This window comes from Niveispirillum sp. CC-CTL257, from assembly GCF_059489915.1.
In genome coordinates, this window is the sequence record NZ_JCAJXE010000001.1 from 132,572 (window position 1) to 147,341 (window position 14,770).

10 protein-coding genes are annotated in these 14,770 nt (G+C 62.5%); 5 read left to right on the forward strand and 5 right to left on the reverse strand.

Features of this window, described 5'->3' with window-relative positions:
- Position 1: 1 nt before the first annotated feature.
- Both ABC729_RS00640 and ABC729_RS00645 read right to left on the reverse strand, forming a co-directional pair.
- Complete coding sequence (locus tag ABC729_RS00640; protein WP_495605749.1) at positions 2–1,066, reverse strand: PepSY-associated TM helix domain-containing protein; 1,065 nt, start codon at positions 1,064–1,066, stop codon at positions 2–4.
- Positions 1,066–3,192 (reverse strand): TonB-dependent receptor, encoded by a 2,127-nt coding sequence (locus tag ABC729_RS00645; RefSeq protein WP_495605750.1) that lies wholly within the window; start codon positions 3,190–3,192, stop codon positions 1,066–1,068. Before ABC729_RS00645 ends, ABC729_RS00640 begins: the two co-directional genes overlap by 1 nt.
- A 375-nt stretch (positions 3,193–3,567) precedes the next feature.
- Between ABC729_RS00645 and ABC729_RS00650 the strand changes: the two genes are divergently transcribed.
- From ABC729_RS00650 to ABC729_RS00665, 4 genes are all read left to right on the forward strand, one after another.
- Positions 3,568–6,576, forward strand: a complete 3,009-nt coding sequence (locus tag ABC729_RS00650; protein ID WP_495605751.1) for a TonB-dependent receptor domain-containing protein — start codon at positions 3,568–3,570, stop codon at positions 6,574–6,576.
- A 238-nt stretch (positions 6,577–6,814) separates the two neighbouring features.
- Positions 6,815–8,998, forward strand: a complete 2,184-nt coding sequence (locus ABC729_RS00655) for a winged helix-turn-helix domain-containing protein (RefSeq protein ID WP_495605752.1) — start codon at positions 6,815–6,817, stop codon at positions 8,996–8,998.
- A 483-nt stretch (positions 8,999–9,481) separates the two neighbouring features.
- Positions 9,482–9,727 carry a hypothetical protein gene (locus ABC729_RS00660; protein ID WP_495605753.1) on the forward strand — a complete coding sequence of 82 codons (246 nt, stop codon included), beginning with the start codon at positions 9,482–9,484 and terminating at the stop codon, positions 9,725–9,727.
- A 15-nt stretch (positions 9,728–9,742) separates the two neighbouring features.
- The gene (locus ABC729_RS00665; RefSeq protein ID WP_495605754.1) at positions 9,743–10,096 is read left to right on the forward strand and encodes a hypothetical protein; all 354 of its coding nucleotides are present in this window, start codon (positions 9,743–9,745) and stop codon (positions 10,094–10,096) included.
- 24 nt (positions 10,097–10,120) lie between these two features.
- Here ABC729_RS00665 and ABC729_RS00670 read toward each other — a convergent pair whose 3' ends face one another.
- Positions 10,121–10,405 carry a hypothetical protein gene (locus tag ABC729_RS00670; protein WP_495605755.1) on the reverse strand — a complete coding sequence of 95 codons (285 nt, stop codon included), beginning with the start codon at positions 10,403–10,405 and terminating at the stop codon, positions 10,121–10,123.
- A gap of 351 nt (positions 10,406–10,756) precedes the next feature.
- On the opposite strand from ABC729_RS00670, the gene ABC729_RS00675 reads away from it, so the two are divergent.
- Complete coding sequence (locus ABC729_RS00675; RefSeq protein WP_495605756.1) at positions 10,757–11,821, forward strand: Leu/Phe/Val dehydrogenase; 1,065 nt, start codon at positions 10,757–10,759, stop codon at positions 11,819–11,821.
- A gap of 49 nt (positions 11,822–11,870) precedes the next feature.
- Here ABC729_RS00675 and ABC729_RS00680 read toward each other — a convergent pair whose 3' ends face one another.
- Both ABC729_RS00680 and ABC729_RS00685 read right to left on the reverse strand, forming a co-directional pair.
- Positions 11,871–13,424 (reverse strand): SpoVR family protein, encoded by a 1,554-nt coding sequence (locus ABC729_RS00680; RefSeq protein ID WP_495605757.1) that lies wholly within the window; start codon positions 13,422–13,424, stop codon positions 11,871–11,873.
- Positions 13,421–14,743: a YeaH/YhbH family protein gene (locus tag ABC729_RS00685; RefSeq protein WP_495605758.1), complete on the reverse strand. Its 1,323-nt coding sequence runs from the start codon at positions 14,741–14,743 to the stop codon at positions 13,421–13,423. The genes ABC729_RS00680 and ABC729_RS00685 overlap by 4 nt, the downstream gene beginning before the upstream one ends.
- Between the last annotated feature and the right edge of the window lie 27 nt (positions 14,744–14,770).

The following is a 14,770-nucleotide window of genomic DNA, read 5'->3' on the forward strand; positions in this document are numbered from 1 at the left end:
GTCAGGTGGGGGCTGCCACCTTGCGGGGGCGCTTGAACCAGAAGCTCCAGACGGCCAGCGTGCCCAGCAGCGCCATGCCGAGACCCGACAGGCTCATCAGCAGGCGGTAGGTCAAGCCGCCGACCTTTGCCGCGTGTAGCGGATAGACCTTCATGAAGGCTTGCTGACCCGCCGGCATGGACAGGGCGTCACGCATCTCCACAACCCTGCCATCGGCTGGATCGAACCAGACCAGCGTGCGGCCATTGGGCAGCCATTCCGCCGGCTGCTTCAGGCGCAGGGAGATCAGGTCGCCCGTCTTGCGCGGCAGGGTGAGGACGCGGAAATCCGCATCGGGAAACCGTTCGCGCGCTGCCGACAGCATGGCATGCCAGTCGGGGCTGCCGGCCAATGTCCCGCCCGTCACCTTGGGCGCTGCCGTCGCCGCGCGCCATTCCCGGGCGGGTCCGAACGGGCTTAACACGAGATCGGCCACGGGACGCAGGGTCAACATGGCACCTGTCAGGCAGGACAGGAACAGCAGCGGCGCCAGCACCACGCCGATATCGCGATGATGACGGACAATGGCGGGCCGCGACATGCGCGCGGGCCAGAGTTTGAACTGGAAGGTACGGCGCAGCTTCCACCACAAGATGAAGCCGGAGATCACGAAGAACAGCCCGACCAGCGACACGATCCCCAGGAACGTCTCCCCCACATCGCCGGCCAGCAGGTAATGGTGCAGGTCGAACAGCCACAGTTCCGGTCGTGCCCAGATACTGTCCCATTGCGTGACGATGCTGCCGGCCTGATCGGCATAGGCGCCGGCCCCCCTGGCCGTGCGCAGCCGGTGCAGGCCGAAACTGTCGCTGGCAAAGATGATGCTTTCGGGGCGGGCCGGATCGGCGAAGATCGTCCCCACGGTCTGGGCGACAGTGCCAGTATCGCGCACCAGCGCGTCACCAACACCAGGAGCCCAGACCCAGGCATCTTTATGCACCAGCAAGGTTCCGGTAAGGCCCATCATGGCCAGGACCAGACCCAGGATGCCGCCCGCCCAGCGGTGGAGAAGATCGAGCGTCTTCATCAGAAGCTGTAATCCCAGCCGACGGTCAGGGTGCGGCCCCGGCCGGCATAGAAACGCTGATTATCGGTCAGGCGCTGGGTCTGGCTGTTATAGTCGATGAACTGATTATCCAGCAGGTTTTGCACCGACAGCGTGACCCCGCCCACCGGCAGCTCATAGCGGATGGAGGCGTCCACAACGGTGTAGCCGCCGAAATCGCTGCCTACCGGCTGTCCCTCGAAATCACGGGACAGGTAAAGCTGTGCCTGCAACCGCGCCGTGATCTCGCCTTCGGCATAAGCGGCGGCCAGGTTGACGCGGTCGGGGGAGATGTTGGCGCCGTCCAGGTCGCTGTCCACCTTGCCATCGCCATTGCTGTCATTACGGCCCTTCAGATGGGCGTAGCCGCCCGACAGGGTCAGACCCGGCAACGGTGTCTCATAGGACAGGTTCAGTTCCAGCCCTTCGATCTCGATCCGCTGACGCTGCGCCTCATAGACGCCGTTCAGCAGGACCAGCAGCTGGCCCTTGGTGGAGGTGGACCAGAAATAGGTGGCGCTGCCCTTGAAGGGGCCGTGGTCGCCTTCCACCCCGATCTCCTTGTTGTTGGAGATGATGGGGCTGATATCGAGGAAATTGTCGATATCCTGGCCGACGCGCGTAATGGCGCGGGTGATGCGGCCCACATCGGGAACCGTGTAACCCTCGGCATAGGAGATATAGGTGCGCAGGCCTACCACCGGCTCGACGATCACGCCGCCATTCCACAGCGTGTCGCTGAAGGTCGGGCTGCCGCCTGACACGAAGCGGGAGCCGTAGGAGGCCAGCGTGGTGTAATCGTCGATGGTGATACGGGCATTCTCCGACCGCACGCCACCGGCCAGCCGCAGCTTCTCATCCAGCAGCGCCAGATTGACCTGCGCGAAGGGGGCGAGGCTGCGGAAATCGGTGGGCGGCACCCAGGCGCGGCCGGTAGCGATCAGACGCTGTTCGGTCGTGTCCCAGATGGCGTCGAAGCCGACCGTGCCGGTCAGATCCTCGAAACCCGGCATGGTGCGTTCATAGGCGATCTTGCCGCCTGTCTTGCGCGACCGGTTCTGCGACTGGTCGAACAGGGTGCCGATGGGGGCCAGACGCACATCCTGGAAGGTTGCGATGGGTGACGGCTCACCGCCATAAGTGTCGCGGGAGCGGTTGAAGAACAGCTGGCTGGTTAAGGTGCCGCCGGCCAGTTCGTCATCGGTGAGCGACAGGGCCACGCTTTCGGTACGGTTGGCGGCGGGGGTGCCCGGCGGATCACCCTTGATGGCGGAACCGGGCCGGTTGGTGGCGCGATTGCCGGGGATGGCCACATAATCGCCGTCGCTCTTCAGCTCGAAACGGCTGGCGATCAGGTCCAGGCGGGCCGCCTCCCACACCTCATACCCGAAGCGGGCAAAGACATTGGTACTCTGACTGTCCTGGGTCTCGCCCTGGGTGCTGTCCATACCGATGCGGCTTCCATTCGCATCATAAAAGGCACCCCGCGTTTCATAGGCCGCACCCACGGTGGCGTCAAAACGACCGTCGCGATGGCTGATCAGGGCCGCCGCTTTCCCGCCCAGGCTGTCCCCCTGGAACCCGTCATTGGCGGTCCCCTGGATCAGGACGCGGCCATGATTGCCGTCGGATTTCGGGGCACCCACGGTCACCTGATTGACGATGCCGCCCGTGCCGCCGATGCCCTGCAACGCGTTGGAGCCGAAAATCACCTCCACCCGATCCACAAAGAACGGATCAATGGTGAAACCGTCGCGCGCACCATCGCGCAGCGGCGTGGACTGCGGAATGCCGTTGATAGCGTAAAGCGGGGACCGGCCGCGCAGCGTTTCCCCGGCACCCGACAATTTCTGCCGGGTGGGCGAGAAGGAGGGCAGCAACGTCGATACGGCGTCCACCACCGACCCGCCAATCGCCGCCTGCTGCGCCAGTGATGCGCTGTCGATGACATCGACGGTCAGGGGGAGGGCGCTGGCCGGCAGCTTGGTGCGTGCCGCCGTGACCACGATGGCACCGATATCGTCCTGTGCAGCGGGCGCCTGCTGGGCGACGGTCGGCACGGCGATCAGGCTGCTGCCAATCATCAGGAACGATAAGGACTTGCGCATCGGAACCCCTCCTTTTCAAAACGCCGGGGACCCTATGACGCCACACATACAAATGCAACTCATTATCAATGCTATCGACGCAAGGCGGCTTTGACACGCTGATCTGCGGAAGGTTGAGTGCGGAGGTTATTTTTTGCAAAAATGAAACTAAATATAAACTGCAACATCTTAAATATTAAATCGCGTTCTTAAAATCTTCATGTCCCAAATGTCACAGAAGTTAACAATGAATGAATGTTTTTACACTTCGCTATTGCGATGAAATGGACCCTATACGAGTGTTTCGGTGGTGCCGGAAGGCACATTAACTAAGCACGCGCTCGCAAGCTTGCCAAACCAAGGCGCGGCCCGTTGGAACAAGGGGACACAGCAACCATGACACTTTCTGATAATACCCGCGGCTCCGTTCGCTCCCGCCTGCTGCTGGGCGCTGCCCTGGCGGCGGTGCTGGTGCCGATGGGCACCGCCATGGCACAGGACGCGATTGAGGAGATCGTTGTGACCGGTTCGCGCATCGCGCGTCCCAATGACACCTCCACCAGCCCGGTCTATTCAGTTGGCGCCGCCGAGATCGACGCGCTCCAGCAGCCGGAAGTCGAAAAGATTTTCCGCATGCTGCCCGTCACGGTTCCCGGTGACGGCCAGAACACCAATAACGGCACCGCTGGCGCCTCCACCGTTGACCTGCGCGGCCTGGGTGCCCAGCGCAACCTGATCATGATGGATGGCAAGCGCGTCACGCCGTACAATTTCAACGGTCTGGTCGACGTCTCCACCATCCCGACGGCCCTGATCGAACGTGTGGACATCGTCACGGGTGGCGCGTCGGCCGTGTATGGTTCCGACGCCATGTCCGGTGCCATCAACTTCATCATGAAGGATGATTTTGAAGGCGTTGACGCCAACTACGATTATTCCGTCACGGGCGAAGGCGATGGTCACATCCATTCCGCCGACGTGACCGTCGGTTCCAATCTGGCCGATGGCCGCGGCAACGTTGTGCTGGGCATCAACTATTCCCAGCGCAAGGGGGTGCAGCTGGGTGCTCGTCCGCTGGGTCAGTTGGGCATCGCCACGGCATCGGGTGCCAATTACCAGAACTTCCTCGATGGTAAGGTGCCGGACCCTGCTCCGGCGGGCTGCGGTGGTCCGAATTCCGTCGCGGCTGGCGGCTCGCCGACCACCCTGCCGTCGCGCGTCACCATCGCTGGCGGCCCGGCCCTGGGCCAGTTCCGTGACGATGGCTCCATTGGCGCCAACTGCTCCGTCTTCAATTTCAACCCCTATAACTATTACCAGACCCCGCTGGAACGCTTCGGCGGCTTCGCGTCCGGCCACTACGAGATCAACGAGCATGTTGAGGCCTATGGCCGCTTCTCGTATTCCAGCACCAGCAACAATACGCAGATCGCACCGTCGGGCATTTTCGGCACCACCTTCTTCGTGCCGCTGGCCAACCCATATCTGACGGCCGCTGCGCGCCAGACCATCATCAACGCCGCCAATGCCGGCCGTACCGCCGGTACAGTCTTGACCAACGGTGCCTTCCCGAACTGGGTGGATGTGAACAATAACGGCGTGGTCGATCAGGCTGACGATATCCGTCTGTCGATCAGCCGTCGTACCGTGGAACTGGGGCCCCGTTCCACCTCCTACGACAACAACGCCTTCCAGTTCCTGACGGGTCTGCGCGGCGACATCGTGGAAGGCTGGTCCTATGATGTGTCGGTGCAGCATGGCGAAAGCAGCCGCACCAACCTGAGCCAGGGCTACACCAACGTTACCAACGTTGCCAATGCCTTGAACGCGGTCAGTACCACCGCCTGCCGTGGCGGTCAGGGCGGTTGCGTGCCGATCAACCTGTTCGGCGGCTTCGGCTCCATCACCCCCGAAATGGCGGCCTATGCCAGCGCGTCGGCCATCGACAAGCAGCATTATGCCCAGACCATCGTCACCGGTTCCGTCAGCGGCCCGATCGAAGGCCTGCAGAGCCCGTGGGCCAATGACAGCGTCGCCGTCAGCTTCGGCGCCGAATACCGCAAGGAAACCGGCTCCCGCACGCCTGACGAATGCTGGAAGCTGGCCCCGGCCTCGTGCCTGGGTGGTGCGGGCGGTAACCTGCGCCCGATCTCCGGTGGCTTCGACGTGCAGGAAGTCTTCGGCGAAGTGCTGGTGCCGCTGGTCGCCGACAAGCCGGGCTTCGAGTCGCTGGACCTGGAAGCGGCCTACCGTTACGCCGACTATGACCCGACGGGCGTCAACAAGACCTGGAAGCTGGGTCTGAACTGGACGCCGATCGACAGCGTCCGTCTGCGCGGTTCGCAGCAGCGTGCGGCCCGTGCCCCGAACGTGGGTGAACTGGCGGCACCGCAGATCGCAGCTCTGCAGAACGCCAATGTCGATCCCTGCTCGGTCGGCAATGCGGCGGCTCTGACGGACGCAACCCTGCGTGCCCGTTGTATTGCTACCGGCATGACCGCCGCCCAGGTCGGTAATGTCGTGGATATCGCCGCCGGTCAGGTGAACGTGTTTGCCGGTACCGATCTGGCACGCCTGCCGACCCCGGAAGTGGCCGATACCAGCACGCTGGGTATCGTCCTGACTCCGGATCTGGGTGCGGTCAAGAACACCTTCATCTCGCTGGACTATTACAACATCAAGATCAAGGACGTGATCGGTGCCTTCGCACCGCAGGAAATCCTGGACGGTTGCTATGTTGCCGGTGACGCCAGCCAGTGCGCCAAGGTCATCCGCGTCGGTGGCACGCTGACCCTGCCGGGCGCTGGTCTGCAGGCCTTCACGACCAACCTGAACTACCTGAAGGCCGAAGGTCTGGAACTGGGTGTCAACTTCAATGTCGACCTGGAAGACATGGGTATCGGCGGCGATATGGGCACCCTGATCTTCGCCCTGAACGCCAACTACTATCTGACGCAGGAATCTCAGTCCTCCGATCAGACCCCGGTCCTGGACTGCGTGGGCCGCTTCGGCACCAGCTGCCCCGGCGCCGTCGGTGCCGGTGGCGTCGGCAGCCCGCTGCCGGAAATCCGCTGGGTTCAGCGTATGAGCTGGAATATCGGTGACTTCACGGTTGGTTACACCTGGCGCCACCTCGGTGGTGTAGAGATCGAGGAAGCTCAGAAGCCCACGACCTTCGATCAGTTCGAGAAGATCAAGGCTTACAACTACATCGATCTCCAGGGTTCGTATCAGGTGTTCGAGCAGGTGCGCATCAGCGCCGGCGTGACCAACCTGTTCGAAAAGGAGCCGCCGGTGGTTGGCAACGAGGCCGGTGCCACCTCTGCCAACTCGGGCAACACCTTCCCCAGCATGTATGACCCGCTGGGTCGTGTGTTCTCGATCGGTGTGAACGTGCGCTTCTGATCCCAGACGGGCGGACGGTGCCGGGAAACCAGCACCGTCCGCCCATCGGGCGCTATTTACCCCGGGCGCGCAACCCGATCGGTCCCATGCGGGGCTGGTCGGGTTGCCGTCGTTTCGGATATCATTATTGCAATGCAGCCCGTTGGGTGGCTGAAATGATTAAAAGTGGCGACGAAACTTAATTAACAACACTGTCCTGCGGACGGACGGTATTGCCTGCGGAGTGTGGGTAGCGGGAATGAACCATCTGGCATCCGGGTTCGACATCAATCCAGACCAGGATCTGGTCGTGGGTGATGTGACGATCAGCCCGTCGTTGAACCGGGTCGCCTTGGGTGACCGGCAGCGCCGGGTGGAGCCGCGCATCATGCAGGTCCTGGTGCTGTTGGTACGCCATCAGGGACAGTCGGTTTCCCGTGACACGCTGCTGCATCATTGCTGGGGTGGGGTCTTCGTCGCCGAAGACAGCCTGAACCGCTGCATCTTCCAACTGCGCCGCGCGCTGCGCGATGTCGGCAGCACCCGGTTGCGGGTGGAGACGATCCCGAAATTCGGATACGCGCTGTTTGTGGATGACGCTGCCGAGGGGGACGGAGCGTTGACCCCCGACGGACAGGCCGTGGTTGGTTCCACCACCGAAATGGATACGGCATCCGCCGCAACCCTGGGTCCGGTGACGGCGGCCCCCGGCGCTGACGCGCGGCGTTTGCGTCAGGCACTGACGGTGGCCGTGGCCTTACTGTCCTTGGCGGTGATCATCCTTGGCGTGGCCTATTGGCGGGCCGGCAGGGTGGAGCCGGCGCTGGCCATTCCGGTGTTTGATGTGCTGCCGCTGACCTTGGAACCGGGCATGGACCTGTTCCCGGCCTTATCACCCGATGGAGAGATGGCGGCCTATGCCGCCCGCAATTCCTTTGACGATTTCGACATTATCCTGCGTGGGACGGGGCCGAATGGCCGGTCGGTATCGCTGACCAACACAGCTGATCATGACCGGATGCCGATCTGGTCGCCCAAGGGGGATGCAATCGCGTTCCTGCGCAGCGACCGTGATTGGAACTGCGCGATCTATGTCATTGCGGTGCCGGTCGGCAAGGAGCATCGGGTTGGTGACTGCGTCGGCGATCAGCTGCCCAACCTTGCCTGGCGGCCAGACGGGCAGGCCATCATCTTCACTGGCATCCCTGATTCCACTGTGAAGATGTCCCGCCTGATGGTGATGCCGCTGGACGGCGGGCAGCCCAGCCTGCTGCCGGTACCGCCCGGCGGCAACGCCGATGACTGGATACCGGCCTATTCGCCTGATGGCCGCAAGCTCTCCTTCGCCCGTTCCTGGCCTGACGGCAAGCTGTCGATGATGGTGGTGGATACCCGCAGCGGCAAGGAACTGCATCGTCTGCCGCTGGACAGCACGTCGATCAACTATGCCTGGTCCGTGGATGGGCGTGGCCTCTACATGACCAACGCCAACCGACAACGGCGCGGTCTTTGGTACGTCGATCTGGAAACTGCCCGCTGGCAGCAGGTGATGCCCGGCATCGGGCAGCTGGGGCGGATCGTCGTTGCCAGCCAGCGCGGCAACATGGCCATGGAGATCTACCGTGGTCATGCCGATATCATGGAATTTACCGCCGACGCGCGTGAGCGCATCCTGCAAGGGTCCGGTGCCAATGAATATGAACCACAGCTGTCACCCGACGGTCGGGCGCTGGCTTTTGTGTCCGACCGCACTGGTGAGCCGCAGATTTGGCTGGCTGAGGATGACCGTCCCCCCCGGCCGCTGACCAATCTGCCGGGTGCCAACATGAACGGGCTGCGCTGGTCCCCCGATGGCCGTGCCCTTCTGTTCGTGGCGGAGGTGGCGATGGTCAGCGACCTTTACCGCGTCACCATTTCGGATGAGGCGACGGTACGCCTTACCCATGATGGTCGTTTCAAGAACGCGCCCGTCTGGATGCCGGACGGTCGCATTCGTGTTCCCATCCGGGGCGATACGACCTGGGATATCTGGTTGATCGATCCGGCGGGTGGCGACCCGGTGAAGATCGATGAGAACCGCGACTATATCGATATGTCCACCGACGGCTCCATGCTGCTGGTCGGCAACAGCGGCAGTACCAAGTTGACCTGGACAGCGCTGAAGGGGGAGGGTGGCGGTACGCTGGATCTGCCGGCACCGCTGCGCCGACGCAATGTCGTGGTCTGTCCTGATACGGTCTATGCTGCCCGTGTGAACCCTCCGTCGGCGGAGGTCATCGCTGTGGACCGCAAGACAGGTGCGGAGCGTCGTCTGGGTATGGTGGCCCGCACCGAGAACCGGGGTCAGATCACCGCGGACTGTTCAAACGGATCGGTGATGATCATGCAGTTCGTGGGTCAGGAATCTGATCTGGTGCTGCTGAACCCTGTAAAGCCGGAATGATAAAGGGCTGACCCGCCCGGTTCAGCGCGGGTCCCCACGTTGCCACCCTATTTGCGATGGCGGCGGGCGCTGCTCCCTGTTGTCGTCTTGGCTGCGCCGCGGCACCGCCGTGGATGCCATCGCCTTTTCCTCAGATTTTACAAAGGAACGACCCCGGACGGGATTCCTCATATTTCCGTCGGCGGGGCGCGGTAAAGTCTCGTCCCATCATCCATCTCACCCCTGTGATTATTCTCATAATGCGCACATCATTTTTCCATCATGTGTTGGAGACGACCAAAAGGATGCTATTTTTTGTCAATTAAATCAGTCGGTTGTGTGGATTTTTGGGTTTTCGTCAGGCGATGATCGGCTTTCAATCAGCCAATGATCATCTTTCCATCATGGTCAGTTCGATGCACTCCGGCAATCTTTCCCCTGTCGCCGCCATCGGTGCCCGAACAGCCGGGCCCAAGGAGCGGCACGGATCGGTTGGAGAAAAAGATGAAGGACGGAAGACTCCGCCTCAAGGCATGCATCAACATCGAGTTCCATACTGAGAATTTCGTGGAAGCGGGCGAACATCAGAAGCGGCTGATTGAGCTGTTGGAAGAAGTGCGCCGCCATTATCCGGAAAGCACGCTGGACCTGCGCGAGCTGCGTAACCGCACTGCCGCCAATTCCGCAACCGCACCCCGTCCGCCGGCCACCCGCACGGGTCGCTTGCGTCCCTATGCCAGCGTCGCCTGATAGGGGGCCCATGCTATGCAGCGTTATCCCAGCACGGCGCTGGCCATCACACAGGCCCTGTTAAAGATCAATCCGCGCATGTCGCTGCGCACGGCCGCCGCCCTGCTGACCATCTGCGAGAATGAGGGCATCAGCCAGGCCGAACTCTCCTATCTGATGGGGGAGGCACCCTGCGCTATCAGCCGCGCCATTGACGAGTTGTCGCGTGATGTTGATGAAGGCCGCGGCGATGCCGGTGCCCTGGTGGAGCGCCGGGCCTGGACCCAGGATGCCCGATTGCGCGTGGTGCAATTGACACCGCGTGGCCGTGCCATCCGTGATTTGCTGAACAGCCAGATCGAGGCGGCCCGCCCTATCGTCGCGGCTTGAAGCTTCACATCTGCTTATCGTGGCTCACCGCATGGCGGTGAGCCGGGCGTAATCGGCGCGTAGTTCGGCCAGACGGTCGGCCGCCGCTTCCGGGTCCGTGTCGGCCAACTCCATGGCCTTCTGTACTGCCATCTGCAGGCGCTGATGCGCCTCATTCACCACCAGGGCGTGGCCGAAGGCGACATTCATCGCCGTGAGGCCGCCCTGCAGGGCGTTGCACAGGCTTTCCGCCGACCGCCCCATCCGATCCACCGCTAAGACTAGTCCTGGCAGCTGTGCCGTTGTGGCGACCAACTGATCGGCCAACATGGCTGTGGTTGTCAGTGGTCTCGGTTTAATCGGAAAATGGATGATTTCGCCCATGCGCGGCCCCTTCTGCCGACCTTCGCGGGGCGTGTTTGCACCCGGTCTCCTACCGTCGCGCGGTCTATGAATTCGGACAAGCTATCCATTGGCACAGTCGGGCGTCTGCGCTTGCAACGCTGCCCTTCGCTGTGCGACAGGAAATTTTCTGAAAGCTGGCCGCCACGTCGGTTTCGTGCAATCCGTTGCCTAACAACGAAATCGACCTGGAAGCCTTGTTATGCCTAGATTTTGATCGTCAAAGCCGCCCGAAAAGTAAGGTGGCAACAGCGATCCATAGGCCCGGAGGTTCTGCCCATGTTGTTCGATTCTCCCGATTTCGATAATCACGAGTTGGTTCTGTTTGGCCGCGACGAAGCCAGCGGTTTGGCCGCCATCATCGCCGTGCATTCCACGGCCCTGGGGCCCGGCTGCGGTGGTACCCGCATGTGGCCCTATGCCAACGACACCGAAGCCATGCGCGACGCGCTGCGCCTGTCGCGCGGCATGAGCTATAAGAACGCCATGGCGGGTCTGCCGCTGGGTGGCGGCAAGTGTGTGATCATCGGCGACAGCCGAAAGGACAAGACGGACGAGCTGTTCCGGGCGCTTGGTCGCGTCATCGACAGTCTGGGCGGGAAATATATCGCAGCCGAAGATGTGGGCATCACGGTTGCCGACGTCATGACCATGGGCCAGACCACGCGCCATGTTGCGGGCCTGTCCAAGGGGCATGACGCGTCGGGTGATCCGTCGCCCTTCACCGCCTATGGCGTCTATATGGGCATCAAGGCCGCCGTTCGCCACAAGCTGGCCACCGACAGCCTGAAGGGCGTGCGCGTCGCCGTGCAGGGCCTGGGCAATGTCGGCAGCCATCTGTGCCAGCGTCTGGCGGATGACGGTGCCATCCTGACGGTCACCGACATCCATGCCGACGCCGTGCAGCGCGCCGTGGACAAGTTCGGGGCCATTGCCGTGGCACCCGACCGCATCCATGCGGCGGACGTTGATGTCTATGCCCCCTGCGCCCTGGGTGCTGTCATCAATCCGCGCAGCCTGCCCGAACTGAAGGCGAAGATTGTGGCCGGCGGTGCCAACAACCAGCTGGAAACCGACCCGATGGGCGAGGCGCTGCGCGCTGCCGGTATCCTGTACGCGCCCGACTATGTCATCAATGGCGGCGGCATCATCAATGTCTCCGCCGAAGTGACCCAGGGCTATGACCGTGATTCTGTGCTGCGTCAGGTGGAGCGCATCCCCGTGACGCTGACGGAGATCTTCCGCCGCGCCGACCGGGAGAACCGCCCGACCAGTGCGGTTGCCGACGAAATGGCCCGCGAAATCCTGGCCGCTGGCAAGGGCGGGCAGAAGCAGGCGGCATAAGGTAAGGTTTCCCCCGCCGCCACTTCCGGCGGCGGGGGGCATTGTGCGTCTACACCCCGCCCAGTACCACGCGGGGCGCCACGATGATGCGGCGAAGCGGGGTGCCGCCCGGTGTTTCAACCTCGTCCAGCGCCACCTCATAGCCCCAGAGATTAGCCAGGTGCTGCATGACGGCGCGGGCTTCCTCCTCCTCCAGCAAGATCTGGTTCATCACGTGATGTTCCAGCATCAGCTTGCGGTCGCCGACCAGATCGACATCGACAATCTGGATATCGGCCTCGGCCCAGGCGATGTCGTACTGCCGGGCGAGCGCCTGACGCACGGCGCGGTAGCCGCGTTCATCATGGATGGCCGCCACTTTCATTTCCGGCTCGCGCGCATCATCGGCCACATGGAACAGCCGGAATTTCCGGATCAGGGCCGGTGACAGATATTGCAGGATGAAGCTTTCATCCCGGAAATTGGCCCAGGCGTCACGCAGCGCGCCCATGGCATCGCCCCGGCCCGCCAAGTCCGGGAACCAGTACTGGTCCTCCTGTGTCGGTTCCGTCACGATGCGCTCGATATCCTGCATCATGGCAAAGCCCAGCGCGTAAGGATTGATGCCGCCATAACGCCGGTCATCAAATTCCGGCTGGAACACGACATTGGTGTGGCTGTGCATCGCCTCCATCCAGGCCCCGTCGGTCAGGGCGCCGCGTTCATGCAGGGTGGACAGGATGCGGTAATGGCAATAGGTGGCGCAGCCTTCGTTCATCACCTTGGTCTGGCGCTGCGGATAGAAATACTGCGCCACGTGCCGCACGATACGCAGGATTTCCCGCTGCCAACCCTGCAGGCGCGGCGCCTTTTTCTCCAGGAAATAGAGGATATTCTCCTCCGGCAGTTCCAGAAGGGTGCGCCGCCGGTCGCGGTCGGACAGCGGGCTGTTACTGCCGGCCTTTGTGGGCACGGTACGCCACAGGTCGTTAAAGGTTGCCTCCGCATGCTCCAGCCGTTCGCGTGCGCGGCGCTCCTCGTTGCGCAGGTCGGGGCCGCGACGGCGGGGATAACGGTGGACGCCATGGTTCATCAGGGCGTGGGCGGCATCCAGCACCCGTTCGACATTGGCATGGCCGTACCGTTCCTCGCACTGGCTGATATAGGCCTTGGCGAAGGACAGGTAGTCCAGGATGCCATCAGCGTCGGTCCATTGCTGGAACAGGTAATTGTTCTTGAAGAAATGATTGTGGCCGAAGGCGGCATGCGCGATCACCAGCGTCTGCATCGTCATGGTGTTTTCTTCCATGATGTAGCTGATGCAGGGATTGGAATTGATCACGATCTCATAGGCCAGACCCCGCTGGCCCTTGCGATACATGGCCTCGTCACGGGCGAAATGCTTGCCGAAGGACCAGTGCTTGTAAAACAGGGGCATGCCGATGCTGGAATAGGCGTCCAGCATCTGTTCGGACGTGATCACCTCGATCTGGTTGGTGTAGCAGTCCAGACCCATTTCCCCCAGCGCCACCTTCTCGATGGCATCATAGACGCGGCGGACCTTGTCATAGTCCCAGTCGGCACCGGTATAGAGCGGGGCGGTCTCAAAGGCGCTCAGGGTCATGCGCTCACCTCCGCCGGTTGCCCGGCCTTGTCCTTGGCGAACAGTTCGCGAAAGACGGGGTAGATTTCCTTGCGCTCGGTCACGCGCCGCATGGCCAGCACGCCACCGGCATTGATCTGCTTATAGGTGCGCCACAGGTCGGTTTCCCGCGGGCCGCCGCCATAGGGCAAGCCCGGCATCATCCCTTCCTGTCCCACTTCCAGATAGGCGTAATATTGGCAGTCGGGCAGGATGCTGTCGGTCATCAGCAATGCTGTCTTGGTATTATCCGACAGGGCATTGTCGCCGTCGCTGGCCTGCGCCCCGTAGATGTTCCATTCACCGGGCGGGTAGCGTTCCTTGATGACCCGCGCCATCTCCTCCAGCGCGGTTGACACCACCGTGCCGCCGGTCTCGGCGCTGTAGAAAAAGGTCTCCTCATCCACCTCCGCCGCGCGGTGGGTGTGGCGGATGAAGACCACGTCCACATGCTTGTACCGCCGCGACAGGAACAGGTAGAGCAGCATATAGAAGCGCTTGGCCAGGTCCTTCATATGCTCCGTCATGCTGCCCGACACATCCATCAGGCAGAACATGACCGCCTGCGCCGCCGGTCGCGGTGTGGCCGCGAAGCGGTTGTACCGGACATCGACCGGGTCGATATAGGGAATGCGCTGCGTGCGTTTCAGCGCTTCTGCTAGCTCCAGCCGCGCCTGTTCCAGCCGCTCACGGTCTCGCCCGCTGCGTTCCAGATCATCAATCTCCTGCCGCAGGGCCTTGATCTCGTCCCCCGTCGGGCGGTTCAGCGCGATGCGGCGGGCCAGGCTGTTACGCATGGTGCGCACAAGATTGAGGTTGGCGGGTGATCCAGCCACGGAATAGCCAGCGCGGTGCCAGTCCATGGCATCGGTCACCGCCAGCTTGCGCTTGGCCAGATCGGGTAGTTCCAGGTCTTCCAGGAACAGATCGATGAATTCCTCCCGGCTCAGGACGAAACGGAATTCATCCTGGCCGTCGCCATCCTCCGACCCCTCATTGCCCCTGCCGGACCCGCCACCCTGCGGCGGGCGCTTGATTTTGTCGCCGGACATGAACTCCTTATTGCCGGGGACGACATAGTCACGCTGCCCGCCGGTGGAGGAGCGGCGCAGGGTCGGTTCGCGGATGCCATCGGGGGAAATGGAAATATCGCCGCCCATGTCGATGTCGCGGATGCCACGTTTGGCCGAGGCATCGCGCACGGCCCGCATCACCTGTTCCTTGGCACGGCGAAGGAACCGCTGGCGGTTGGCCAGACTTTTACCTGAAGGATTGAGACGTCGGTCAACAATGGTGAACAAGGTTGCACCGTCCTTTCGATGAGGGCC